This window comes from Streptomyces sp. NPDC007264 (genome assembly GCF_042869095.1).
Classification (GTDB): Bacteria; Actinomycetota; Actinomycetes; order Streptomycetales; family Streptomycetaceae; genus Streptomyces.
Map to the genome: position 1 here is coordinate 1 of NZ_JBIAFD010000005.1, position 25,033 is coordinate 25,033.

Below are 25,033 nucleotides of genomic sequence, written 5' to 3' on the forward strand. Positions count from 1 at the left end.
CGGTGGGGGCCCCTCCCGCGCGAGCGCAGCCGAGCGTGGGGGAGCCGTGCCGGGCGTCGCGAGCCGGTGAACCTTCCCGGTCACAGCACTAGGCGGGCCGTTTGAACATCCGTGTGGCCGTGATCTCGCTGTGTACCGCTTCTCCGGCCCGGGGCTGCTGCGGCAGTCCCGGCCGCAGGTGCTCCTCCACCCGGATGTACTTCAGCCCGGCCCGCAGGTCGGCATCGTTGCGCAGCCGGATGACCAGGGGGAACTCGGCCAGCGCGGTGGTGTCGAACAGACCCGTCGTGTAGAGCAGCTGGACGCCGAGCGCGTCCGAGACGGCCCGTTGGAGCTCCAGCAGATACGTCGCGTTGGCGCGGCCGATGGGGTTGTCCAGGAACAGCGTGCCCGCGTGGCGGTGCCGGTCCCGGCCGCGGTCGTTGGAACGCAGCGCGGCCATCGTGCAGTACAACGCGATGGCGGCGGTCAGCAGTTGCCCGCCCGAGAACACGTCGCCCATCTGCCCGACCGGCACACGCTCGGCGCGCAGCACGGCGTCCGGCTTGAGGATCTCGACGGCGACGCCCTTGGGCCGCAGCGCCGCCCCCACGCCCCGCAGCAGCAGGGACATGCCGTCGCGGCGCAGATCGGAGTTCTTCTTGACGGCCGCGCGGGTCGCGTCGTCGATGACCTCACCGAGCCGTTCGGCGAGTGTGGCCGGGTCGGGCTCCTCGAAGCGGATGCGCAGGAACTCCTGCCCGGACCATTCGCCCAGGCCCTCGGGGAGCCGGGACAGGCGCTGCGCCGACCGCAGCGTGGCCAGGGACGACTCGACCAGCCCGCGCAGCCGGTCCACGATCGAGTCCCGGTTGCGCTCGAGCTGGACCAGTTCGTCGGTGAGGACCCTCAGCCGGGGCGCGAAGGCATCCGCCCACCGCTGGGCGTGCTCCGGCAGTGCGGACGCGGGCAGTTCCCGGATCTGCTGGCGGGCGGGGGTGCGGACCTGTTCGTACCGCGTGGAGTTGGCGTGCCGGACGAGCACGTCGCTCGCCTCGCGCACCGCCGCCTCGGCGGCGGACAGGTCCGCGGCGCAGCCGCGCAGCGACCGGCGGGTCTCGGCGGCGGCCCGGCGGGCCTCCTCGAGGGTGCCGGGATAGGGCTCCGGTTCGTCCTGCTCCTCGTCGGGTGCGTGCTCGCGCAACAGGTCACGGAGCATCGCCGCGATCTCGTCGAAGCCGCCCGCCGCGTCCTCGGCGGCCCGGTGGGCGCCGAGGAGTTCGGCGTGGGCCTCGCGGGCCTGGCTCAACGCCTCGGTGCGGGCGGCCAGTTCGCCGGTCGCCGTGCGCAGCAGCGCCTGGGCGTGCTCGGCGTCCCGCGGAACCAGCTCCTCCGGCAGCTCGGTGTGGGCCTCGCCGTTCTCGGGGGCGTGCCGCTCGGCCTCGCCGCGCAGTCGGCCGAGCTGCTCGCTCGCCGTGGACATGCGGGTCTCCAGAAGCTGCACCAGCTCCTCGGCACGCGCGGCGGCGGCCTGCCGGGAGGGTCCGTCGGAGCCGTCCGGTGACTGAAGGAGCTGCTCGGCACGCGAGCGCACCTTGTTGCTGAGCCGGTCCAGCTCGGCGAGGGCGGCGGACTCGTCGCTCTCGGCCCGCGCCTGTTCGGCCCGCAGGTCGGCACCGACGCCGACCTTCTCGTACAGCTGGGAGGCGGCGCGGTATGCCTCCCGGAGGGCGGGCAGGGACGCCGTCGGTGCCTCCGCCTCGTCCTCCGGTACGTCGTCGGGGGCGCCCGCGATCTCGGCGCGCTCGGCGCGCAGCGCACGCGCCGTGCGGCGGGCGTCGTCGGCGGCGCGCTGGGCGGCGCGCCGGTCCTCGTCGGCGGCGCGGGCACGCTCCAGGCACGACTGGGCACGGGCCTCCGACTCCACCGCGTCGTCGGCCAGTTCGCGCAGTTTGACCTGCCATCCCGCGCGTTCGCGCAGCCGGAAGGCGAGTCCGGCGAGCGCGTCGGCGGCGCGCCGGGCCTTCTGGGCGGCCTCCTGCCGCTCCTCGCGCGCATGGGCCGCCTCGGCCGCGGCCTCGTCGGCCTCGGCGCGGGCGGTGCGGGCCTCGGCCAGCTCGGCCTCGGCCTCCTCGGCGAAGGCGCGTGCGTCCCGGGCGGTCCCGGCCAGTTCACCGAGCCGGCCCGCCGGGCAGCCGGAACGCCACGAGGCGAGCCGGGCCGCGAGTTCGCGGTCCTTGCCGAGCCGGGCCGCGAGCGTGCGGATCTCCTCGTCGCGTTCGCCGGCCCGCGCGCGCAGCGCCTGCCGCTCCTCGTCGGCGGCGTGCTCGTCGTGCATGGCCGGGTTCGGCGGCACGAGGAACACACCGCCGTCGCCGCCGTCCCGGCCGTCGGCCGGGGTGGGGGCGAGCAGCGCGGCGGCCGTACCGACGGCGACGGTGGAGCGCGGCAGCAGGGCCGCCTCGCTCAGCGCCTCGCGGGCCCGGGCGTGCGAGTCCGGGTCGGTGATGATCACGCCGTCGACCAGCTCGGGGCGGGCGGTCAGCACGCGCGCGTGGTCGACCGGGTCGACGGCCTGGGCGAGGTAGCGCCAGCCCGGCAGGGCCGGGATGCCGTGTTCGCCGAGGAACTCGACCGTCGCCAGCACGTCCGGTCCGGGCGGCAGCAGCCCGCCGTCGCCGAGCGCGCCGAGGATGCGCGCGTCGTCGGCCGCCGCGGTGCGCAGCTCGAAGAGCTGGCGCTCGGCCGAGGAGACGGAGTCGTCGAGCAGTTCGCGCAGTTCGTCCGCGAAGCGGTCCAGTTCCTCGGGGCCGAAGGGGGCTTCTCCCCCGGCCGGCGCGTCGGCCGGGGCCGCGTCCGCGTCGCGCCGTGGCCCGGGGACCCGGCCGCGTACGCCGGTGCCGGACACGCCGAGCAGTTCCGCCAGCCGCTCCTCCGCCGCCAGCACCTGGGCCGTGCCGCGCTCCGCCTGGTAGGACCGCTCGGCGGCCGTGGCGGCGTCCGCCGCGCGGGCCGCCGTCAGTTCCGCGCGGGCTTCGGCGGCCGCCGTCTCGCGCGCCTGCTCGGACGCCCGGCGGGACGCCTCCCGCGCGGTGTCCCAGGCGGCGACGGCCGTCTTCTCGGCGTCGCTCGCGGCGAGTGCGGCGCGCGCCGGGTCGGCGTCGGGCGTGCTGTCGTCCAGCCAGCCCGCGCGTACCGCCTCGGCGGTCTCCTGTTCGACCTCGGTGAGCCGCTGCCGCAGATGTCCCGCCTCGCTGCGGGCGCGCTGCGCCTCCGTGGCCGCCGTCGTCGCGTCCCGGTGGGCGGACTCTCCGGCCTCCTGGAGTGCGGCGGAGCGCTCCTCCTCCGCGTTGGCGAGCGACTCGGCGCTCTCGGCGGCCGCGTGCAGCGCCCGTACGAGATCGACGGCGGCCTTGGCGCGCGCGGCGAGCGCGGGTGCGGCGTCCCGTTCGGCCTCGCGGATCGCGGCGGCCACACGCGCGGAGCGGTCGGCGGCGGCACGATGGCGCAGCACGGCCTCGGCGGCCTGCCACGCGGAGTACAGCTGGCGCGCGTCGGCGAGCTCCCGTTTCTGCGCGGCCGCGGCCTTCTCCGCGCCCGCCAGGGCCAGCGAGGCGTGCCGGTAGGCCAGTTCGGCGGCGATGAGCGCGCTGCGCTCACGGGCACCCTCCGCGTGCGTGACCGCGTGGGCGGCGGCGGTCACCTGCCGGGCCAGGTCGGCGGCGCGCAGCCGTTCCCGCACGGCGCGGGCGACGAGCCGGCGTGCCAGCGTGCGGGTCCGCCGCTCGGCGCCCGCGTGGATGTCGCGCGCCCGCGCCCGTGTCCCGGCGGCGTCGACGATGCGTCCGAGCAGGTCCACCGACCCCGCCGTGAAGTCGCGTTCGGCCATCAGCTCGGCGCGCCGTCCCAGCTTGTTGCCGAACCCGCTGACCAGGTCGGCCAGTCCGTCGGTGTCCCGGGTGTCGGTCACCGCGCGCAGCAGCAGGTCCGTGAAGTCGGAGTCCTTCTTGACCGCGAAGAGGCCCGCGGCCTCGCCCTCGTCGGCGTTCATCTCGCGCTGGTAGCGGAAGAGTTCGGGGTCCAGGCCGAGGTCCGTCAGGTGCTCGTTCCAGCGGTCGTGGATCTCCTCCCAGTGCACTTCCAGATGCGGATACGCCTTGCCCGCCTCCGTCAGGGCGTCCCGGAAACCCTTCATCGTGCGGCGTCGCCCCTGCGCCCCTGACGTGCCCTCCACCGGCGGCCGCACGGCGGTGGACTCGGCGACGGGCAGGTTGTCGAGGCTGAGCCCGGGACCCGGACGGAAGGAGTACCACGCCTCGGCGAACTTCCGCGGGTCGTTGGAGACCTGGCGCCCGCGCCATTCGCTCGCCTTGCCCACCACGACGCACTCGCCGGTGAGCGTGTGCTGCCACTCCAGCGCCACGTGCCCGCAGTCGTCGGCGAGCAGGAACTTCCGCAGGACACCGGAGCTGGCGCCGCCGAGCGTGTTGCGGTGGCCGGGCAGCATCACCGAGAAGATCAGCTTGAGCAGGACGGACTTGCCTCCGCCGTTCTCCAGGAAGAGCACGCCCGCGGGGGCGGGCCGGCGCGGCGGGCCGGCGGGCTCCTCCGCGAAGAACTCCGCCTGGACGGGTGCGGGATCGGGCACCGGATCGCCCACACCCCGCAGGTCCAGCACGGTGTCGGCATAGCGCGCACCGGCCGGCCCGATGGAATAGAGGCGGACCCGGGACAGCTCGTACATGGCGGGGGACTCTCGTCGTCGGTCGTGCTCGGTCTTCGAAGAACGCGGAGTGTCAGGAGTGGAACGGCAGTCCGGCGTCCGCCGCCAACTCCAGGTCGTCGGTGTCCTCGGGGGGCAGCAGGGTGGCCGTGCCGTCGGTCACCGGGACGATGCCGAGGTCGAGGAGTTCGGACAGGGCGGCGCTGCCCGCCATGTCGCGCACCTGGAGCTGGTAGCGGGCCGTCGTGCGGTAGGTGCCGCCGTTCTCGTCCCCGGTGCGCTGCAGGAACCCGGAGTCCGTGAGGAAGGCGACGGCCTTGCCGACGATGCCGGTGGTGGAACCCGCCAGCCTGCGCGCGTCCTTGGTGGCCCCGGTCGCGCTGCGTCTGGCCCAGATGCGCCAGGCCGCCTCGAGACCCGGCGCACCGGTCGCCGGATCGGTGTTCTCGCCCTGCTCCTCGGCCCGCTCCTCCAGGCGCCGGCACGCCTGGCGCACGAAGGCGTCGATGCCGTGGACCGTGACCCGCCCGATGTAGCCGTCGTCGGCCAGGTCCTCGGGGCGCGGGAAGGACAGGGCGGCGACCGCGAGATGGGCGAGCCCGTGCAGGAAGCGGTCGCCGGAGTCGGCCGAGGTGCGGCGCGCGTAGTCGCTCATGCGGACGGCGAAGACGGAGTCCTCCGCGGCGGTGACGGCCATGCCCGCGCGCGGGGACACCTCCAGGACCACAAGACCGAGCCCGGCGGCGACGGCGTCGGCGAGCCGTGCGAACGGCGGGTCCTCGCGGTAGCGGCGCAGCAGTTCGGCGTACTCCAGGTCGCGTGCGGGCTGCAGCCTGGGCTGCAGCCCGAAGGCGACGAGCCGTGCCGCGTCGGCGGCGTCGGCGGGGGTGACGGCGGCGCCCACCGGTGCGGCGGCGGCCTCCGGCTCGCTCCACTCGGCGTGCTCGGTCACGGGCGGGGCTCCTTGCTGCGCTGGTACTCGTCCCTGCTCATGCCGCCTCTGTCCGGTCCGCGGCCATGCCCGCCGCATCCAGCAGAGCGGTCCCGACGACGAGGTCGGCGCCGCCGAACTCGGGGTCGTCGAGCTCCGTGCCGTCGTCCACGGCGAACAGCAGCTTCTCCTCGCCCTGCCGGTAGGCCGTGCCGACCGGAGGGCTGGCGGCGTGCACGGCCAGCAGGGCGACCAGGTAGGGCAGGTCGGGGTCCTGGCGGCGTGCGTCCGCGAGCAGCCCGGACAGCCGGCGCGGGGCGTCCGCCGACAGGTCGAGCAGTTCCAGCGCCGCGGCCAGCTGCTCCTCGCTGAACCGGCTGTCGTCCGGCGTGGCGACCAGGTCCGGCTCGGGCATCTCGGCCCCGAGGTGCTCGCGCTCCACCGGAGGCGTCAGCAGCAGGTCGACGAGATCCCCGACCCGCACCGACGCCGGCGTGCGCAGCCCCGTCCCGTGCGTGAAGAAGGCGTCGGTGACGCGGATCGCGCGTTCCAGCGGGAGCGGCAGCAGTGGCGCGAGGAGGTGTCCGTACAGGTCCGTCCCCGACGTGGTCATCGGCGTGGCGAACGCCTGCCGGTCCTGCTCGGCGCGGAAGAGCGGGCCCGCCTCCAGGAGGCGGGACTGCAGCTGAGTGTGGCGGCGGATGCAGTCCTTGACGATGTCGACGAGTTCGGCGGCGCGCCGCTTCTGCTCGGGGTCCTCGGATTCGTCGCGGGCCTTGCGGATGTTGGTGAGGATCGCGTTCTCGTGGCGGTAGCGGTCGGCGACGTGGTCGAGTGCCTCGGCGATCATGTCCGGCACCGCGCTCAGCCAGTCCACCGCGCGGACGTTGCGCCGGGTGGCCTCCAGGGCCCTGCGCAGCGACTCCGAGTACTGCACGGTGCGGTAGCGGGCCTGCTCCGCGGCGAGCTGGGCGTCGGCGAGGCGGCCGCGGCTGATGAGCACCTCCAGCTTGACCTCGGCGGCGATCTGGGCGCTGGTGACGTCCGTGTCGAGAGCGCCGACGAGGACGTTGACCGCCTCGTCCGTGGTGCGCAGGTAGACGCTTCCGCCGTATCCCGGCACTTCCTCGATCAGCTTGAAGTCGTAGTCGCGCCGGACGTACGTGCCGTCCGGCGCGAAGGTGCCGTACACGGCGCGGAAGCCACGGTCGACGCTTCCGACGTTGATCAGGTTCTCGAGGACCCAGCGGGCCACGCGCTCGTGCTCGGCGACGGGGCGCTGCGGGGCCTGGGCGGCGATGCGCGGGATGAGCCGGGCGACTATCTGGTCGTGGTCGGCGCCCGTGTCGAAGTCCATGTTCAGCGTGACCAGGTCGATGGCGGCGAGGGCGACCTCCGCCATCCCGTACACCGAGTACTCGCCGGCGAGGTTGGCCTTGCGCGCGTCCAGGTCGTGCAGCGGCGCGGTGCAGGCGAGCGCGCGCAGCCGCCGCGCCAGCCCCTCGTCGGCGGCCGGGCCCGAAGCCGGGCGCGGCCCCGCGCTGAGCTGGGGCGGAACACGGTCCGTCGAAGCAGGCGAAGTCACGGTGCACAGACTAGGTCCTCGGTCTGACAACGGCCCAAACGACGCAGACGCGCTCAGCCGGCGTCCTGTCCCGCGTCGGCCACGCGGCGTCCGTAGACCGCGACGAGGCCGGCCCGCGAGTCGTCGAGGTAGCCGGCGAGCAGTGCCTCGGCCCGGTCGCGCTCGCCCGCCCTGAGGGTCTCCAGGATCTGCCGGTTGCGCGCGAGATAGGGCTGGTGCAGCCGCTGCGGGTCGTCCACGACGTGGAAGGCGAGGCGCAGTTCGGCGAAGACGCTGCGCATCAGTTCGTCCGTGCGGTCGCTGCCCGCGAGCGCCACCAGTTCGCGGTGGAAGTGGATGTTGGCCGTGCCCAGCTCTTTCCAGTCACCTTCGCGGGTCGCGCGCTCCCCCTCCGCGACGGCCTCGGCGAGGCCGGCGAGGGCGTACGGCGGCGCGCCGAGGCCCCTTACCACGGCGCACTCGACGAGGGCGCGGGTGCGGTAGATGTCCTCGACGTCCTCGACGGTCAGGACCCGCACGAAGACACCCCGGTTCAGCTCGTGGACGAGCAGCCGTTCGTGCGTGAGCAGCCGGAACGCCTCGCGCAGCGTGTTGCGGGAGACGCCGAGGGCGCCGCCGATGCTGTCCTCGGACAGCCGGGTGCCGGGCGGGAAGTAGCCCTCGGCGATACGGCTCCTGAGGATGTCCGAGACCCGCTCCGCGGTGCTGGTGCGCCCCAGCAGGGCGCGGTCGCCGGCCAGTCCCGTCAGCTGCTCCGTCATGCCCGGAATTCAATCGCAGATACAAGGACGAAACAACACGGGTATTGAAGGATCGTTCAACGATCCTCTACCTTGCTTCGCACGGCACCGCTCCGCTCCCACCGCGGCGCCGGAACGTCCCGCACGGCCAGGCTCGATCCCCAGCACCCTCCGTCCTTCAACTGCGAGGTGCACATGAGCACGATCCCTCCCTCACCGGCCATGGACTCCGGCACCCGGCCGGGAACGGACGAACGCGTCACCGACGGCGGCGCCCTGGGCTGGCTGCGGGCCCTGGGCCCGCGCGGCCGCCGCGCCTTCGCGGGCGCCTTCGGCGGCTATGCCCTGGACTCCTACGACTACTTCACGCTGCCGCTGAGCATGGTCGCGCTCGCGGCGTACTTCGGACTGGACAGCGGACAGACCGGGCTCTTCACCACGGTCACCCTGGTCGTCTCGGCGGTCGGCGGCGCCGTGGCCGGCGTGGTCGCCGACCGCGTCGGGCGGGTCAGGGCCCTGATGGTCACCGTGGCCACCTACGCCGTCTTCACCGTCGCCTGCGGCTTCGCGCCCACCTACGAGACCCTGCTGGTCTTCCGCGCCCTCCAGGGCCTCGGCTTCGGCGGCGAGTGGGCGGTCGGCGCGATCCTGGTCGCCGAGTACGCGAGCGCCAGGCACCGGGGCCGCACGCTCGGCGCGATCCAGAGCTCGTGGGCCGTGGGCTGGGCCCTGGCCGTCGTCGTCTACACCCTGGTCTTCTCCTTCGTGGGCGACGACATGGCCTGGCGCGTGATGTTCTGGACCGGCGCGCTGCCCGCCCTGCTGGTGGTCTGGATACGCCGCCGGGTGCACGACGCCCCCCAGGCGGCGGCCCAGCGCGAACGGAGCACCCGGAAGGGTTCCTTCACGGCCATCTTCAAGCCGGGCACCGCCGAGGCGCCGGGCCTGCTGCGCACCACGGTCTTCGCCGGGCTGCTCTCCACCGGCGTCCAGGGCGGCTACTACACGCTCGCGACCTGGGTGCCCACCTATCTGAAGACGGAGCGCGGCCTCTCCGTCGTCGGCACCGGCTCGTACCTGACGTTCCTGATCTCCGGGGCCTTCATCGGCTACCTCACCGGCGGTCATCTCACCGACCGCCTGGGCCGCAGGCGCAACATCTGGCTCTTCGCCCTGCTCTCGGCGATCTGCGTCCTGGCGTACGCGAACATCCCCAGCGGCGCCGACACCCTTCTCCTGGTGCTCGGTTTCCCGCTCGGGTTCTGCATGTCGGCGATCTTCAGCGGCTTCGGGTCCTACCTGAGCGAGCTGTATCCGACCGCGGTGCGGGGCACGGGGCAGGGCTTCACGTACAACACGGGCCGCGCCGTGGGCGCCGTCTTCCCGACCCTGGTGGGCTTCCTGGCCGACAGCTGGGGCGTGGGCGGTGCGCTGGTCTTCGGCGCGCTCGGATACGGCCTGGCGGCGCTGGCCCTGCTGGGGCTGCCGGAGACGCGCGGGAAGGAGCTCCGGTGAACCGTACGGACGACCGCCCCCTGACCCTCGTCGACGAGCAGGCGCACGCATGGCGCCCCGCCGAGGCCCGGGCCCGCTTCCGGGCGGGGCTCGCCGGCCCCACGGCCGGGACCTCGGCCGGCCACACCCAGGCCAACCTGATCTCGGTCCCCGCGTCCTGGGCGTACGACATGCTGCTGTTCTGCGCGCGCAACCCGCAGCCGTGCCCCCTCCTCGACGTCACGGACGCCGGCTCCTGGACGACGGCCCTCGCCGAGGGCGCCGACCTGCGCACCGATCTGCCCCGCTACCGGGTGTGGCGGGACGGCGAGGTGGTGGACGAGCCGACGGACGTGCTCGCCCACTGGCGCGACGACCTGGTGTCCTTCCTCATCGGCTGCAGCTTCACCTTCGAGTGGGCGCTCACCGCGGCGGGCGTCCCGCTGCGCCACGTCGAGCAGGGCCGCAACGTCCCGATGTACGTGACCGCCCGCCAGTGTCGTCCGGCGGGACGGCTGCACGGCCCGATGGTGGTGTCCATGCGCCCGGTTCCGCCCGAGCACCTGGGAGCGGCGATCCGGGAGAGCAGTCTGCTGCCGGCGGTGCACGGCGGCCCCGTACACTGCGGCGACCCCTCGGGCCTCGGCGTCGACGACCTCGGCCGGCCCGACTTCGGCGACCCGGTGGACGCCGCGCCGGACGACATCCCGGTGTTCTGGGCCTGCGGAGTGACCCCGCAGGCCGCGGTGATGGCCTCGCGCCCGCCGTTCGCCATCACCCACGCACCGGGACAGATGTTCATCACCGACGCCCGCGACGACAAGTACCGCGTCGTGTGACGCCGGACGACCGGGAGGGACCATGATCGATCTGAACGCCGACCTCGGCGAGGGCTTCGGCCACTGGCGGCTCACCGACGACGAGCGGCTGCTGTCCGTCGTCACGAGCGCCAACGTGGCCTGCGGCTTCCACGCGGGGGACGCGGCCACCATGCGACGGGTCTGCGAGCTGGCGGCCGAGCGCGGCGTACGGATCGGCGCCCAGGTCTCCTACCGCGACCTGGCCGGCTTCGGGCGGCGCGCGATGGAGGTGCCGCCCGAGGAACTGGCCGCCGAGGTCGCCTACCAGATCGGTGCGCTGGAGGTCTTCGCCCGCGCCGCGGGCTCCCGGGTGTCCTACGTGAAGCCGCACGGCGCGCTCTACAACCGGGTGGTCCACGACGAGCGGCAGGCCGAGGCGGTCGTCGACGGCGTGCTCCTCGCCGACGCCGCGCTGCCCGTGCTCGGGCTGCCCGGATCACGGTTCCTGGAAGTGGCCGAGAAGGCCGGGCTCCCGGTCGTCACGGAGGCGTTCGCGGACCGCGCCTACACGGAGGAAGGCACGCTCGTGCCGCGCGGCCGGGACGGCGCGGTGGTCACCGACCCCGACACGGTCGTGGAGCGCTCGGTCAGCCTCGCCCGCTTCGGAGTCGTCCCCTCGCACTCCGGGCGGGACATCCCCGTCCGGGCCCGCTCCCTGTGCCTGCACGGCGACACGCCCGGCGCGGTCGCCCTGGCCCGCCGGGTGCGCGGCGCCCTGGAGTCCTCCGGAATCCGTGTGGGGGCCTTCGCATGAGGGTGCTGCCCGTCGGCGAGGAGGCGCTGCTCGTCGAACTCCCCTCCGGCGAGCAGGCCCAGGCCCTGCACGCCGAGCTGCTGCGCCGCCGGACGGCCGGGGAGCTGGCGGTCCGCGAGATCGTCCCCGCGGCCCGTACGGTCCTCCTCGACGGACTCGCCGAACCCGCCCGGCTCGCGGCCCGCCTCGCGGGCTGGGAGGTCCCGCCGCTCCCTGCGCGCGCGCAGGAGGCGATCGAGATCCCCGTACGGTACGACGGCCCCGACCTGCCGGATGTGGCCGCACTGTGGGGTGTGCCGCCGGACGAGGTGGCACGCATCCACGCGGCGGCCCGGTTCCGGGTCGCGTTCTGCGGTTTCGCGCCCGGCTTCGGCTATCTCACCGGCCTGCCGGAGCACCGTGCCGTGCCCCGCCGGGCCACCCCGCGCACCGCCGTCCCCGTCGGCTCGGTGGCGCTCGCCGGACCGTACACCGGCGTGTACCCGCGCTCGTCGCCGGGCGGCTGGCAGCTCATCGGCACGACCGACACGGTGCTGTGGGACGACACACGGGTGCCGGCCGCGCTGCTCGCCCCGGGCGCCCTCGTCCGCTTCGTCCCGGTGGGGCGGGGATGACGGACCGCGCGCTCGCCGTCGTACGGGCCGGGGCGCTGACCACCGTGCAGGACCTGGGACGTCCCGGCCACGCCCACCTCGGGGTGCCCCGCTCGGGCGCCCTCGACGCGCCCGCCGCGGCACTCGTCAACCGGCTGGTCGGCAATCCGCCGGAGGCGGCCGTGCTGGAGACCACGCTGAACGGCTGCGCCGTGCGGCCGCGTTCCGCGGTCACCGTCGCGGTCGGCGGCGCGCCCTGCCCGGTCACCGTGGACGGGCGGCCCGCGCCCTGGGGCGCACCGGTGCGCGTACCGGCCGGCGCGCTGCTCGACATCGGGCCCGCGCGCTCCGGGGTACGCAGTTACCTCGGTGTCTCGGGCGGGGTGGCCGTGGAGCCGGTGCTCGGCAGCCGCTCCACGGACCTGCTCTCCGGGCTCGGCCCGCCACCGCTCACGGACGGTGCCGTGCTGCCGCTGGGGAGACCCGCCGGCCCTCCCGCACGCGTGGACGCCGTTCCGCAGCCGGGTCCGCCGGCCGAGCTGGTGCTGCGGGTGACGCCGGGGCCCCGCGACGACTGGTTCACGGCGGACGCGGTGCGCACGCTCGTCACGCGCGCGTACCGCGTGTCCTCCGCGAGCAACCGCATCGGCCTGCGCACGGAGGGGCCCGCCCTGGAGCGCGCCCGGACCGGTGAACTCCCCAGCGAGGGAATGGTGCTGGGGGCGGTCCAGGTGCCGCCCGACGGCAGACCGGTCGTGTTCCTGGCCGACCATCCGACCACCGGGGGCTACCCGGTGATCGCGGTCGTCCGGGCCACCGACCTCGCGGCCGCCGCCCAGGCGGCCCCGGGCACCCCCGTCCGCTTCACCGCTGTGGGCCGCCGGTAGCCGACCGGCTCACGCCGCGTCCGGCCGCCCCCGCCCACAGCACCCCGACCACTCCCGCCCACGCCAGGTCCGGCCGCTCCCGCCCACAGCACCCCGACCACTCCCGCCCACGCCGCGTCCGGCCGCTCCCGCCCACAGCACCCCGACCGCCCCCGCCCACGCCAGGTCCGACCGCCCCCGCCCACAGCACCCCGGCCGCCCCCGCTCACGCCGGGTCGGGCCGCTCCGCCACCGACAGCGCGGCCAGCGCGGACGCCACCGCGTGGGAGGCGCTGAGGTCCAGTCGGGCGCTGGTCCCCCCGGCCCTGTGCCGCACCTCGGCGGCGGCCAGGGTGAGCAGCTGCGGCAGCAGGTCGGTGCAGCGCCGCGCCACCCAGCCGGTGCCGGCGGTGGCCAGCCACCACAGGCCGGCCGAGCGGCCGGGCGGGGGCGACCCGGGCTCCGCGCAGGGCGCGGTGCCGGCCGCGAGTCCCGCTCCGGCGAGCAGCGCGTGGAACCGGAGCGCGAGCTGCCGGTGCCCGCTCTCCCCCGGGTGCAACCGGTCCGCGCTCCACATGGCGCGGTCGGCGATCCACGCGCCGTCCGCGGCGTGCAGGTGCAGCGCCCCGTACCGCTCGGACAGCGCGTGCACGACCGTGTTCACGGCCCGTTGACGGCGGGCCAGCGGACGCGCCAGCGCCCCCGGCAGACGGAGCATCGTCCCCGGGTCGGGCAGACAGGCCGTCAGCAGTACGGCGCCCTGGGCCCGGAAGGCCGCGTACACCTCGTCGAGCCGGGCGGCGACGGCGTGGATGTCGAAGGTGCAGCGCAGGGTGTCGTTGACGCCGATGACGACGGAGACCACGTCGGGGCGCAGGGCGAGCGCCGCCGGGGTCTGCCGCTCCAGGACGTCCCGGGTCTGGGCGCCGCTGACGGCGAGGTTGGTGAACTCCGCCGGGGCGTCCGCGGGGGCGAGCCCCTCGGCGAGGAGCGCGGCCCACCCCCGCCAGCCGTCCCCGACGGGATCGCCCACGCCTTCCGTCAGCGAGTCCCCGAGCGCGACGAACCGCACGGGTCTCATCGGATGCCCTCCCGGGCCGCGCCACGCACGCCTGCGTCCCCCGCCGCCGGGGTCACGACACCCGGCGACGCGGCACCCGGCCGCGCGACGCCCGACGGCAGGGCGCCCGACGGCAGGGCGCTCGACGGCGCGTCGTGCGCCGTGAGGAACGCCTCCACCGCGGTCCGCCATCCGAAGCACTCGGCACGCGCGCGTGCCGTCTCCCGGCGCTCGTCCGCGGGCCGCTGCAGGAGCAGGTCCACCGCGTCCGCGAAGGCGTCGCCGTCGTCGGCAGCGGTCGCCCCGGCCGAGCCGATCACCTCGGGCAGCGCGGAGGACGCGCTGGCCACCACGGGCGTGCCGCAGGCCATCGCCTCCAGGGCGGCCAGCCCGAACGTCTCGGCGGGCCCGGGGGCCAGGCACACATCGGCCGACGCCTGCAGCGCGCCGAGCAGGTCCCGGTCGCCGACGTGGCCGAGGAAGGTGACGGGCAGGCCCCGCTCGCGCACCCGCTGTTCGAGCCGGGGCCGCAGCGGCCCGTCCCCGGCGACGACCAGCACGGCACGCCGCCCGCGCCGCAGCAGCGCCTCCAGGGTGTCCAGGGCCGTGCCCGGCCGCTTCTCCACGGAGAGGCGGGAACACATGACGAGCAGCGCCCCGGCACCGCGCACGTACCCGTCCCGCAGTCCCGGATCCCGCAGCCCGGGGTGCCGCTGTTCCAGGTCGACGCCCAGCGGCGCCCGTACGACGTTGCGCGCGCCGATCCGCACGAACTCGCGCTCGGCGAACTCGGTGGTGCACACGACGCGCGCGTAGGTGTGTGCCGTCCGGGTGTTGAGGGCGTCGGCGGCCCGCCGGGAGAGGTTCTCGGACAGACCCCACGTGCGCAGCACACCGTCGGCGGTCTCGTGGGAGACCATGACGGCGGGGACACGGGCGCGCCGCGCCCACTTCCCGGTCCAACGCAGCGTGGTCCGGTCGGAGACCTCCAGGCGGTCGGGGCCCAGCTCCTCTAGGAGGGCGGCGACACGCCGCTTGTCGACGAGGACGCGGTAGCCGCCGGTGCCCGGCAGCAGGGGCCCGGGCAGGGTGATGACGCGGCCCTGCTCGGTCTCGCGGTCGGTGTGGTGCTCGCCGGGCACGACGAGCACCGGTTCGTGGCCGGCCTCCTTGAAGCCCTTGCCCAGCTCACGCAGCGCCGTGCGCAGTCCGCCGGAGGCGGGCGTCACGAAGTTCGCGAGCCGCACGATCCGCAGACGGCCGGCGGGGCGCCCGGTGGCGGCACCCGCGGTGTCGTGGCCGGACGCCGGCATCACACCGCCACCGCCGTCCTGCGTGCGGCGAGCACATCGCCGTAGTGCTCGATGAGCTGGTCCCCGACGGCAGCCCAGGTGCGGCCCTCGACGGTGGCGCGTCCCGCGGCACCGTAGGCCGCGCGCAGCGCCGGGTCGGCGGCCAGGGAGCGCACCGCCTCCCGTACGGCGGCCGGGTCGCCCGGCGGCACGAGCAGCCCGGTGCGCCCGTGGTCCACCAGGTCGAGCGGTCCGCCCACCGCGGGCGCGACGACCGGCACACCGCTGGCCATGGCCTCCTGCACGGTCTGGCAGAACGTCTCGAAGGGGCCGGTGTGCACGAAGACGTCCAGCGAGGCGAAGATCCTGGCGAGGTCGTCGCCCGTGCGGCGGCCCAGGAAGGCGGCCCCGGGCAGGGCGCCGCGCAGGGCGGTATCGCTCGGCCCGTCACCCACGACGACGACGCGCACGCCGTCCAGTCCGCAGGTGCCGGCGAGGAGTTCGACATGCTTCTCGGGGGCGAGCCGGCCGACGTAGCCGACGATCAGCTCACCGTCCGGGGCGAGGTCGCGGCGCAGCGACTCGTCCCGCAGGGCGGGACGGAAACGGGCGGTGTCCACGCCGCGCGGCCACAGCCGCACCCGGGGCACGCCGTGTGCCTCCAGGTCGCGCAGGGCCGCGCTGGAGGGCGCGAGGGTACGGTCGGCGGCGGCGTGCACGGAGCGGATCCGCCGCCAGGCCGCCGCCTCGCCGGCGCCCATGTAGGTGCGGGCGTATCCGGCCAGGTCTGTCTGGTAGACGGCGACGGCCGGCAGGCCGAGCCGGGCGGCGGCTGACATGCCCCGGACGCCGAGGACGAAGGGACTGGCCAGGTGCACGATGTCGGCGCGGTGTTCGCCGATGGCCGCGGCGACGCGCCGGCTGGGGAGCGCGACGCGCACCTGGGGGTAGCCGGGGAGCGGAAGGGAGGGGACGCGGACGACGGGGCACGGCGCGAGGGCGTCGGGCCCGGTTCCGGCCGCGGGGGCCGCTCTCTGGTCGAGCGGCGCCGCGAATCCGGGGGAGGCGGGGGCGACGACGAGGGGAGCGTGACCGCGATCGACGAGGTGCCGGGCGGTCTGGAGCGCGCAGTGGGCCACGCCGTTCACATCGGGGGGAAAGGATTCGGTCACGATGACGACACGCATACCCGTGTTCTCGCCGCACCGGACGTGGGCGCGTCAACGTCGATCTTTCCGGCCGGGGAACGTCCCATGAGCGTTGGGCTGTGCGACCGCGCAGGCCGGCCCGCGTCCACACGCTCCTGACGCCCGGGTCATCCCGCGTTCACACGGCCGGCATGTCGGGCCCTATCCGGCTGCGTACGGCGGTCTGGACCTCGGCCTCCTCGGCCGGATCCGCGGCGAGCCGGCGCAGCTGCTCGACGACGCGGACGTCCCCGGTCTCGGCGTGCCGTGCGGCGATCTCGCGGGTGGATTCCTCGCAGTCCCACAGGCATTCGACGGCGAATCCGGCGGGGAAGGAGGGGTCGGTGGCGGCCAGGGCGCGGGCGGCGCGGCCACGGAGGTGGGACGAGGCGGTCTCGCGGTAGACATGGCGCAGGACCGGTGCGGCGCAGGCGATGCCGAGCCGTCCGGTGCCGTCGACGAGGGTCCACAGGGTCAGCGCGTCGGGGCCCTCGCCCCGTACCGCCTCCCGCAGGGCCGCGAGCACCAGGTCGCTGTCCTGGGCGCCGCCCCGGCAGGCGAGCAGGCGCCCGGCGGCGGCGCCCAGGGCGTCGGGCCGGCGGGCCCAGCCGCGCGCCCGGTCGACGGCGGCGACGCTCCGCATCCGTTCGAGGGCGTCCACGGCCGCGTCGGCGACGGCGGCGGACCCGGTGGACACCGCGCCCTCGATGAGGTCGAGGGCGGCGGGGTCGTTGCCGTCGGCCAGGTGGCGCAGGGCGGTGCAACGGGCTCCGTCGCTGCCGGAGCGGGCGGCCTCGATGATCTGCGGCCGGTCCTCGGGGCCCGCGACGGCGCTGAGGCAGCGGGCGGCGGGCACATGGAGCGCGGCGCCGCGTTCGATGCCCTGCTGGGCCCAATCGAAGACGGCCTGCACGCTCCACCCGGGCCGGGGTCCCTGCGGGCGCAGCTGCCGCTGCCACCGGTCGAAGGACCCGGCCTCCTGGGCGGCGCGCACGCGGGTGGCGACGGACTCGCGCGGGTCGTCGGCCCACAGCCGCCAGGGCCGTGGTTCGAAGGCGTCCCGCACGGCGGCGGCGAGCTCGGCCTCCCCTTCGGCATCGGCGGGGAAGCGGGCCAGGACGGGCGCGGCGAGGGCGCGCAGACCCGCGTCGTCGTCGCGCAGCGCCAGCTCGTCCAGGGCCCACGCCCAGTTGGTGCCGACGGACGCGTACCTGCGCAGCAGTTCGAGCGCGTCGTGCCTGCCGTACGAGGCGAGGTGCCCGAGGACGGCGAGGGCGAGCCCGGTGCGGCACTCCTCGGTGTCGAGGACGTCCTCCGCGCCGAAGAGGTGCGCCTCGATCTCGTCCAGCTCGCCGTGCAGGTCGAGATAGAGCCGGGCGTAGTACAGGGAGCGGTTCTCCACCTGCCAGTCGTGGCGGGGGTCGCGCAGCACGCAGTGGTTGAGGGCCGCGAGCGCCTCGGCGCGCGGTGCGGTGAGTGCGTGCAGCGTGCCGTCGCCGCGGCCCCTCTGGAGGAGGCCGAGCAGCGTACCGCTGGGCGCTATGACCGGTTCGAACATGGGAAACAGCCTCACATCAAGCGTCGACGCGACCGGGGACCACGGATTACCTGGCCGCGTGACAACACGTCGGGGCGCCCGCCGTCTCTTGCTTGCTGTAGACCATCTTCCTCTGCCTCTCGTCGGTGGCCCTGCGGGCCGCATCACGGTCCGCGCGGTGCGGCAACACCTGCCCAGCCATCGCGTCCGTGAACCACGACGTCATGATGACTCGGCGTCTTGCGCTGCCGCGACCTTATTTCGGGCGGCCCCGTACCGCCTCCCCCGTTGTCGGTGTTCTCGCCGGTCAGAACGGTCGCATCAGGGTGCGCCGAACAGTTCGAGCAAGTCCGCCCTCCCGAACATGCGTGCGGTGTCCACGGCCGAGGGCGTGCCCGCGGCCGGGTCGGCGCCACCGTCCAGCAGGGCCCGGATGACCTCGAGCTCACCCTTGAAGACCGCGCCGGCGAGCGGTGTCTGACCCTGGTCGTTGGCCCGGTCGGCCGCCCCGCCGCGTTCCAGCAGGGCGCGGACGGCATCGGCGTGGCCGTGGTAGGCGGCGAGCATCACGAGGGAGTCGCCGCGGTCGTTGGTGAGGTTGGCCGGCACGCCGGCGTCGACGTACGCGATGAGCGCCTCGGTCTCGCCTCGGCGCGCCAGATCGAAGATCTTGGTGGCCAGCTCCACGACCTCGGGGTCGGGGGCTTCACTCATCGGCCGGACCGCCTCTCACTGCGACTGCTGGGGACTGCGGGAGCGCACGACGGCCCGCGGGAAGGTCGTACACGCGTACGCACGGCGGCGAGCGGTGACGCCGTACGGGTGAATCGCCAGCGTACTGGCTTCCACGGCACATCGGCCGCACCGCGCGCGGCAAGGATCACAGGTGCGCCGTACGAGCGCAATGGACCCGCACGGGAACACGGGACAGCTCGGCCGGCCGAGGGAAAACGGTGGAATTTCACCCTGTTGCACCTTTTATCGTATGGATACATTCTGTGAGCCTGGAAGGACTCATGGTGACCGTCCCCACGAACCAGGAGAGAGAAAATGCCAGTTCTGAACATGTCGGGCGTCCTTGTTCTCGGCGTCGTCGTCGTCCTGTTGTCCCGCAAGCACGGGCTCAAGGGTTCGCACGCGGCGGTCAGCGCCCTCTTCGGCTTCTACCTGTCGAGCACCGCCGTCGCCCCGGGCATCAAGGCCGGCGGCGCGAGCCTCGCGGGTCTCCTGGGCGGGCTCAACTTCTGACCCGCCCCTCCGCACGCAGCACCAGGAGAACACCGTGGCCCCCCGCCCCCTCCCCCGCATCCTGAGCACCGGCAGCGCACACATCGCCCGCAGCCGGGAGCTGGCCCGGACGGCAGCCCACGGCGCCACCGACGTCCTCCAGCCGGTGCTCACGGTCACCCGCGGACTGCGCCTGCTGACGGAAGCCGGGCGGCGCACCTGGGCCGACACACCGAAGGACAGGCGGGGCCCCTTCCTCTTCCTGGTCGCCTCGGTGCTCCTGGTGGTGGCCCTGGTGCCCTACGGGCCGCTGCTCGCCGGCATCGCGCTCATGGCGGCGGCGGCCTGGAAGGGCCGCGGCCGGAGACAGCCGGCGCCCAAGGGCCCGGACGAATCGCAGACCAAGCGCCTGCGCTCGCTGTACGAGGCCCTCGTGCCGTACTTCTCGACGGCCGAGGACCCGGCCCCGCTGTACGCGCACGGCGGGGACTGGACGCACGCCTTCCCGTCGTACGAGTTCGACGAGAGCGGCCGCGTCTCCCGCCTCCTCGTCCGCTACCCCGCCTACTTCACGGACGGCGAGGCCGAGGCGCGGGCCCGCATCGAGCACCTCCTGCACGCCAAGTCCGGCCGGGGCCGGGAGTACCACTTCGGCTGGGACGAGGAGGGCAACCAGTTGACGCTCACCGTGCTGCCGCCCCTGCCCACCGACATCGCCGCACAGCGCTTCGTGACCTCCCCGGGCGAGACGGTGCTCGGCTTCACCGACCCGACCGTCGTCCGGCGCACGCTCCCCCTCGCGCACGGCGAGGAGCGGCGCGACGTGCCGCCGGTGGTGTGGCGCACGGGCCCGCGCTCCACCGAGCCGCATCTGCTGATCGTCGGCGGGCCCGGCAGCGGCACGACGACGCTGGTGCGCTCCGTCGCCCTCCAGGCGCTGCAGCACGGCGACGTCCTGATCGTCGAGGGCGGCGACGCCGGCGAGTACGCGTGTCTGACGGGCCGGGACGGCGTGCTGGCCGTGGAATGCGGACTCACCGGGGCCGTCGCGAGCCTGGAGTGGGCGACCCGTGAGACCGAGCGGCGGCTGATCGCCGCCCATCGCGCACGGCAGGCGGGGCAGCCCCCGCCGGACGACGTGAGGCGCCCGCTGTGGATCCTGCTGGACCGGCCGGGCGCGCTCGGCCACCTGGCCGCGGCCGACGGGCGCGAGGACCCGCAGACGCTGCTGCAGGTGCCCCTGCGGCACGGGCGCGCGGCGAACGTCACGGTCGTGGTCGCCGAGCAGTTCGACGGCCTGGACGGCCTGTCCCCGGCGGTCCGGCAGTACACCCGCGCGCGCGTGGTGCTCGGCGCGGCGTCCCCGGACGAGCTGGAGGCCGTGCTCGGCGCCCCGCCGCACACCACGCCCGCCCAGGACATCCCGCCCGGCCGCGGCTACGCCCGCCTGGGCTCGGGCCCGGTCCACCGCCTGCAGGTGCCGGCGACCCCGGACCCGTACGACGACGCGACCAGCGACGACCACCGGCAGGCGGTACTGGAGCTGCTGCCCCGGCGCAACACGCCCGTCGAGGCGGTGGCGGCGGCCGCCGGGGACGGCTGAATCAGGCGACGAAGGTGCGCGGCGCGTCGCCCGGTCCGGACCCGCCCGTCTCCACCAGACGGACCGCGGCCGCCAGGCGCGCCGCCGCCTCCTCCGCCACCGCGCCGCCCACCGTGAACGGCAGCCGCACATACCCCTCGAAGGCACCGTCCACACCGAAGCGCGGTCCCGACGGCACCCGGACGCCGACCCGTTCCCCCGCCTCCGCGAGACGGGAGCCGGACAGCCCGCCCGCGCGCACCCACAGCGTCAGGCCGCCCTGCGGCACCGAGAACTCCCACGTCGGCAGCGCGGCGCGCACCGCGGCGACCAGCGCGTCCCGGTTCTCACGGGCCTGCGCGCGCCGCAGGTCCACCGCCTGTTCCCAACCGCCCGTGCTCAGCAGCCAGTTCACGGCGAGCTGTTCCACCACGGGGGTGCCCAGGTCGGCGTAGGCGCGGGCCGCGACCAGACTGCGGATCACATCGGGGGCGGCGCGCACCCAGCCGATGCGCATGCCCGCCCAGAACGCCTTGCTCGCCGAGCCGACCGTGATGACCGTGGAGCCCGCCGCGTCGAAGCCGCACACCGGCCGCGGCATCTCCAGGCCCTCCTCCAGGCACAGCTCGCTCATCGTCTCGTCGACGACCAGGACCGTCCCGGCGGAGCGGGCCGCGTCCACGAGGCGGCGGCGCTGGTCCTCGTCGGCCAGCGCGCCCGTGGGGTTGTGGAAGTCCGCGACCACGTAGGCAAGCCGCGGCGCCGCCTCGCGCAGCACCTGACGCCACCGGTCCAGGTCCCAGCCGCCGAGCCCGTCGGACATGGCCACCGGCACCAGCCGGGCGCCCGCCTCCCTCATCAGCTGGAGGATGTTGGCGTACGACGGCGACTCGACCGCGATGCGTTCGCCGCGCCCGGCGAAGAGATGGCAGATCGCGTCCATCGCGCCCATGGCACCCGTGGTCACCATGATCTGTTCGGGCATCGTCGGGATGCCCCGCGCCGTGTAGCGGTCGGCGAGCATGGAGCGCAGTGCGGGCAGGCCCGCCGGATAGTCGCCGTGCGTGTGCGCGTACGGCGGCAGCTCCTCCAGGGCCCCCTGTACGGCACGGGTGAGCCAGGGCTCGGGTGCGGGCAGGGCCGCGCAGCCCAGGTCGATCATCGAGCCGAGCGCCTCGGGCGGGAGGGGTTCGAGTCCGCGCGCCGGAAGCGGGTTCCCGGCCGGCACCGCGGTCCAACTGCCCGCGCCGCGGCGTGACTCCAGGAAACCCTCGGTGCGCAGCGCCTCGTACGCGGCCGCCACCGTCGTACGGCTCACCGACAGGGCGAGCGCCAGCTCCCGCTCGGCGGGCAGCCGGGCCGCGACCGGCACGCGCCCCTCCAGGACGAGCAGCCGGATGCCGTCGGCGAGGGCGCGATAGGCGGGCGGGCGGCGGGAGCCCGGGCCCGCGGGGCGGTCCTGCTGGGAGCTGAGCAGCCGGGCGAGCTGTGCCGCACCCACTGCCGAGGTCCACTGCGCCATGATTCCCAGTCCACCTTCCCCGAATTGGCCATGGATGGCTTCTCTTTCCAAGCCACAGAGTGACATGCATCAGTCCAGGACCACCACAGGGGGGTATGTCGTGCTGCCATTTGACGCGTCCACGTCGGGCCGACGGCTGGGGCGGCGCCTCGTCCAGTTGTACGCGGGCCTCGTGCTCTACGGCGCGAGCTCCGCCCTGCTGGTGGAGGCGGGCCTGGGCCTGGAGCCCTGGAACGTGCTGCACCAGGGCCTGTCCGAGCTCACCGGCCTGAGCATGGGCGTGGTGCTGACGATCGTGGGCGCGAGTGTGCTGCTGCTGTGGATCCCGCTGCGCCAGCGCCCCGGCCTCGGCACCGTCTCCAACGTCCTCGTGATCGGGGTCGCCATGGACGCCGCCCTGGCCGTCCTGCCCGACGTCCGCCCCCTGGTCCTGCGGACGTTCCTGCTCCTGGCCGGCATCGTGCTCAACGGTGTGGCGACCGGGCTCTACATCGCGGCGAACCTCGGCCCGGGACCGCGGGACGGCCTGATGACCGGGCTGCACCGGCGCACGGGACGCTCGATCCGGCTGATCCGCACGGCCGTGGAGGTCGCCGTCGTCGCCACCGGCTTCGCCCTCGGCGGCACCGTCGGTGTCGGCACCGTCCTGTACGCGCTGTCCATCGGCCCGCTCGCCCAGTTCTTCCTGCGCGTGTTCGCCGTTCCCCCGGCACCGGGACGCAGCACGGTCGTTGCCGCCGGGCAACCGGAGCAGGCCATACTGCCGCGGTGACCTCGCTTCCGCGCCACCCCTATCTCGACCACCCCGGCCCGATCGCGTTCGCCCACCGGGGCGGGGCGGCGGACGGCCTGGAGAACACCGCGGCCCAGTTCCGGCGCGCGGTGGCGGCGGGCTACCGCTACATCGAGACGGACGTGCACGCCACGGCCGACGGGAGGCTGGTGGCGTTCCACGACGCGACCTTGGACCGGGTGACGGACGGGGCGGGCCGGATCGCCGACCTGCCCTGGACGGACGTGCGGCACGCGCGCGTGGCGGGCAGCGAACCGGTGCCTCTCTTCGAGGAGTTGCTCGAGGAGTTCCCCGAGGTCCGCTGGAACGTGGACATCAAGGCGGAGCCCGCGCTGCGTCCCCTGCTCGACCTGATCGAGCGCGCGAACGCCTGGGGGCGCGTCTGCGTCGGCTCGTTCTCCGAGGCGCGTGTGGTGCGCGCCCAGCGGCTGGCCGGACCGCGCCTGGCGACGTCGTACGGCACGCGCGGTGTGCTGGGCCTGCGGTTGCGCTCCTGGGGCATACCGGCGGCACTGCGCCGCTCGGCGGTCGCCGCCCAGGTCCCCGTGGCCCAGTCGGGCATCCCCGTGGTCGACCACCGCTTCGTGCGCGCGGCCCACGCCGGCGGGCTGCAGGTGCACGTATGGACGGTCAACGAGGCCGCTCACATGCACCGGCTCCTGGACCTCGGCGTGGATGGCATCATGACCGATCACATCGACACGCTGCGCAAGGTCCTCGAGGACCGGGGCACCTGGGTCTGAACGCCCCCGCGCAATCACGTTCCACGGGGAAGCGAGGGCGCGGGTGGGCACCGACACCGTGCTGACAGCGGCAGCCGACGAGGCCGCCGAGCGGCGGCGCGAACAGCGCGGCTGGTACTTCTACGACTGGGCCTGCTCCGTCTATTCGACGAGCGTGCTGACCGTGTTCCTCGGCCCGTATCTGACGTCGGTGGCCAAGGCGGCGGCGGACGCGGACGGTTATGTGCACCCACTGGGGATCCCCGTCCGCGCGGGGTCCTTCTTCGCCTACTGCGTCTCCGCCTCCGTCGTCCTGGCGGTGATCGTCATGCCGCTCGCGGGCTCGGCTGCCGACCGCAGCGGCCGTAAAAAGCCCCTGCTCGCGCTGAGCGCCTATCTGGGCGCCGCGGCCACCGCGGGCATGTTCTTCCTGGCCGGCGAGCGCTATCTGCTCGGCGGACTGCTGCTGATCGTCGCGAACGCGTCGGTGGCCGTCTCGATGGTGATCTACAACTCCTACCTGCCGCAGATCGCCCCGCCCGAGGAGCGCGACGCGGTCTCCTCGCGCGGCTGGGCCTTCGGTTACGCCGCCGGCTCCGCGGTCCTGGTCGCGAACCTGGTCCTGTTCACCGCGCACGACTCCTTCGGGGTGTCCGAGACGACGGCCGTGCGCATCTGCCTGGCCTCGGCCGGCGTCTGGTGGGGTACCTTCACCCTCGTCCCCCTCAGGCGGCTGCGCGACCGGCGGGTGCCGTCGTCCGCAGCCCCCGCGGCGCACGGCTGGCGGCAGCTGGCGGCCACGGTCCGGGACATGCGCGGCACGCCCCTGACCCTCGCCTTCCTGCTGGCGTACCTCGTCTACAACGACGGCATCCAGACGGTGATCTCGCAGGCGTCGGTGTACGGCTCCGAGGAACTGGGCCTGAGCCAGTCCACGCTGATCGCCGCCGTGCTGCTGGTGCAGGTGCTGGCGGTGGGCGGCGCGCTGGGCATGGGCCGGCTGGCCCGGACCTACGGCGCCAAGCGCACCGTCCTCGGCTCGCTCGTCGCCTGGGCCCTGACGCTCGCGGCCGGCTACTTCCTGCCCGCGGGCGCGCCGGTGTGGTTCTTCGTCCTCGCCGCCGGTATCGGACTGGTCCTCGGCGGCAGCCAGGCCCTGTCGCGCTCCCTCTTCTCGCATCTCGTGCCGCCCGGCAAGGAGGCCGAGTACTTCTCGGCGTACGAGATGAGCGACCGGGGCATGAGCTGGCTGGGGCCGCTGCTGTTCGGTCTCACCTATCAGCTGACCGGCAGCTACCGGGACGCGATCATCTCGCTGGTGGCGTTCTTCGCGGTCGGGTTCGTGCTGCTGGCACGGGTCCCGGTGCGGCGGGCGGTGCGCGACGCGGGCAATCCGGTCCCCGAAACGATTTAACGCTCCGCGGGAAAAGGCTGTAGTGTACGCGTTTGGCCTGCCAGGCGTACCGTTACTGCGCGGCAATGGAGCCGAAACGCTGGGTGACATCTGCTAGCAGATGTGACAAACCGGGCGCCGGTGGGTACAACAAGGGGCGGCTACGACGGCGACGCACGACCCGGAACGGGAC

General features: G+C 74.7%; 20 protein-coding genes. 10 read left to right on the forward strand and 10 right to left on the reverse strand.

Going from position 1 to position 25,033, the window contains the following annotated elements:
- Positions 1 to 88: 88 nt before the first annotated feature.
- The 4 genes from ACFYMU_RS09370 to ACFYMU_RS09385 are packed head-to-tail and all read right to left on the reverse strand — an operon-like array spanning position 89 to position 7,979.
- Positions 89 to 4,723, reverse strand: a complete 4,635-nt coding sequence (locus ACFYMU_RS09370) for a hypothetical protein (RefSeq protein ID WP_388370344.1) — start codon at positions 4,721 to 4,723, stop codon at positions 89 to 91.
- Between the two features lie 52 nt (positions 4,724 to 4,775).
- Positions 4,776 to 5,654 carry a hypothetical protein gene (locus ACFYMU_RS09375; protein WP_388370347.1) on the reverse strand — a complete coding sequence of 293 codons (879 nt, stop codon included), beginning with the start codon at positions 5,652 to 5,654 and terminating at the stop codon, positions 4,776 to 4,778.
- Positions 5,655 to 5,691: 37 nt separating this feature from the next.
- Complete coding sequence (locus ACFYMU_RS09380) at positions 5,692 to 7,218, reverse strand: hypothetical protein (protein WP_388370350.1); 1,527 nt, start codon at positions 7,216 to 7,218, stop codon at positions 5,692 to 5,694.
- Positions 7,219 to 7,271: 53 nt separating this feature from the next.
- Positions 7,272 to 7,979 (reverse strand): GntR family transcriptional regulator, encoded by a 708-nt coding sequence (locus ACFYMU_RS09385; RefSeq protein ID WP_388370353.1) that lies wholly within the window; start codon positions 7,977 to 7,979, stop codon positions 7,272 to 7,274.
- A 174-nt stretch (positions 7,980 to 8,153) separates the two neighbouring features.
- On the opposite strand from ACFYMU_RS09385, the gene ACFYMU_RS09390 reads away from it, so the two are divergent.
- From ACFYMU_RS09390 to ACFYMU_RS09410, 5 genes are read left to right on the forward strand one after another with little or no spacing between them, the layout of a single operon-like run.
- Entirely contained in the window at positions 8,154 to 9,473 is a 1,320-nt protein-coding gene (locus tag ACFYMU_RS09390) for an MFS transporter (protein WP_388370356.1), read from the forward strand.
- A complete protein-coding gene (locus ACFYMU_RS09395; RefSeq protein ID WP_388370359.1) occupies positions 9,470 to 10,291 on the forward strand; it encodes a putative hydro-lyase in 822 nt (273 codons plus the stop codon). Before ACFYMU_RS09390 ends, ACFYMU_RS09395 begins: the two co-directional genes overlap by 4 nt.
- Before the next feature lie 22 nt (positions 10,292 to 10,313).
- Positions 10,314 to 11,066 (forward strand): LamB/YcsF family protein, encoded by a 753-nt coding sequence (locus ACFYMU_RS09400; RefSeq protein WP_388370361.1) that lies wholly within the window; start codon positions 10,314 to 10,316, stop codon positions 11,064 to 11,066.
- The gene (locus ACFYMU_RS09405; protein ID WP_388370364.1) at positions 11,063 to 11,680 is read left to right on the forward strand and encodes an allophanate hydrolase subunit 1; all 618 of its coding nucleotides are present in this window, start codon (positions 11,063 to 11,065) and stop codon (positions 11,678 to 11,680) included. The genes ACFYMU_RS09400 and ACFYMU_RS09405 overlap by 4 nt, the downstream gene beginning before the upstream one ends.
- Positions 11,677 to 12,546, forward strand: coding sequence for a biotin-dependent carboxyltransferase family protein (locus ACFYMU_RS09410; protein WP_388370366.1), 870 nt, complete (start codon positions 11,677 to 11,679; stop codon positions 12,544 to 12,546). Before ACFYMU_RS09405 ends, ACFYMU_RS09410 begins: the two co-directional genes overlap by 4 nt.
- 205 nt (positions 12,547 to 12,751) lie before the next feature.
- Here ACFYMU_RS09410 and ACFYMU_RS09415 read toward each other — a convergent pair whose 3' ends face one another.
- The 5 genes from ACFYMU_RS09415 to ACFYMU_RS09435 form a co-directional block, all read right to left on the reverse strand.
- Positions 12,752 to 13,606, reverse strand: a complete 855-nt coding sequence (locus ACFYMU_RS09415) for an SGNH/GDSL hydrolase family protein (RefSeq protein ID WP_388370369.1) — start codon at positions 13,604 to 13,606, stop codon at positions 12,752 to 12,754.
- A complete protein-coding gene (locus ACFYMU_RS09420) occupies positions 13,603 to 14,898 on the reverse strand; it encodes a glycosyltransferase (protein WP_388370372.1) in 1,296 nt (431 codons plus the stop codon). Before ACFYMU_RS09420 ends, ACFYMU_RS09415 begins: the two co-directional genes overlap by 4 nt.
- Positions 14,898 to 16,064, reverse strand: coding sequence for a glycosyltransferase family 4 protein (locus ACFYMU_RS09425; RefSeq protein ID WP_388370375.1), 1,167 nt, complete (start codon positions 16,062 to 16,064; stop codon positions 14,898 to 14,900). The genes ACFYMU_RS09420 and ACFYMU_RS09425 overlap by 1 nt, the downstream gene beginning before the upstream one ends.
- Before the next feature lie 139 nt (positions 16,065 to 16,203).
- The gene (locus ACFYMU_RS09430) at positions 16,204 to 17,622 is read right to left on the reverse strand and encodes a HEAT repeat domain-containing protein (protein ID WP_388370377.1); all 1,419 of its coding nucleotides are present in this window, start codon (positions 17,620 to 17,622) and stop codon (positions 16,204 to 16,206) included.
- Positions 17,623 to 17,922: 300 nt separating this feature from the next.
- The gene (locus ACFYMU_RS09435; protein WP_388370380.1) at positions 17,923 to 18,315 is read right to left on the reverse strand and encodes an ankyrin repeat domain-containing protein; all 393 of its coding nucleotides are present in this window, start codon (positions 18,313 to 18,315) and stop codon (positions 17,923 to 17,925) included.
- A 336-nt stretch (positions 18,316 to 18,651) separates the two neighbouring features.
- On the opposite strand from ACFYMU_RS09435, the gene ACFYMU_RS09440 reads away from it, so the two are divergent.
- Positions 18,652 to 18,849 (forward strand): hypothetical protein, encoded by a 198-nt coding sequence (locus ACFYMU_RS09440; protein ID WP_388370383.1) that lies wholly within the window; start codon positions 18,652 to 18,654, stop codon positions 18,847 to 18,849.
- 34 nt (positions 18,850 to 18,883) lie between these two features.
- On the forward strand, positions 18,884 to 20,431 hold the full coding sequence (locus ACFYMU_RS09445) for a hypothetical protein (protein ID WP_388370385.1): 1,548 nt from the start codon (positions 18,884 to 18,886) through the stop codon (positions 20,429 to 20,431).
- Between the two features lies 1 nt (position 20,432).
- On the opposite strand, the gene ACFYMU_RS09450 is transcribed toward ACFYMU_RS09445, so the two are convergent.
- A complete protein-coding gene (locus ACFYMU_RS09450) occupies positions 20,433 to 21,932 on the reverse strand; it encodes a PLP-dependent aminotransferase family protein (protein ID WP_388370388.1) in 1,500 nt (499 codons plus the stop codon).
- Positions 21,933 to 21,996: 64 nt separating this feature from the next.
- Here ACFYMU_RS09450 and ACFYMU_RS09455 point away from each other — a divergent pair, with 64 nt between their 5' ends.
- Genes ACFYMU_RS09455 through ACFYMU_RS09465 form a run of 3 tightly spaced genes read left to right on the forward strand, consistent with a single transcriptional unit; the run spans position 21,997 to position 24,861 of the window.
- Positions 21,997 to 22,704, forward strand: a complete 708-nt coding sequence (locus ACFYMU_RS09455) for a YitT family protein (RefSeq protein ID WP_388370390.1) — start codon at positions 21,997 to 21,999, stop codon at positions 22,702 to 22,704.
- Positions 22,701 to 23,468, forward strand: coding sequence for a glycerophosphodiester phosphodiesterase (locus tag ACFYMU_RS09460; RefSeq protein ID WP_388370393.1), 768 nt, complete (start codon positions 22,701 to 22,703; stop codon positions 23,466 to 23,468). The genes ACFYMU_RS09455 and ACFYMU_RS09460 overlap by 4 nt, the downstream gene beginning before the upstream one ends.
- Positions 23,469 to 23,511: 43 nt before the next feature.
- Positions 23,512 to 24,861, forward strand: a complete 1,350-nt coding sequence (locus tag ACFYMU_RS09465; protein WP_388370396.1) for an MFS transporter — start codon at positions 23,512 to 23,514, stop codon at positions 24,859 to 24,861.
- Positions 24,862 to 25,033 lie beyond the last annotated feature (172 nt).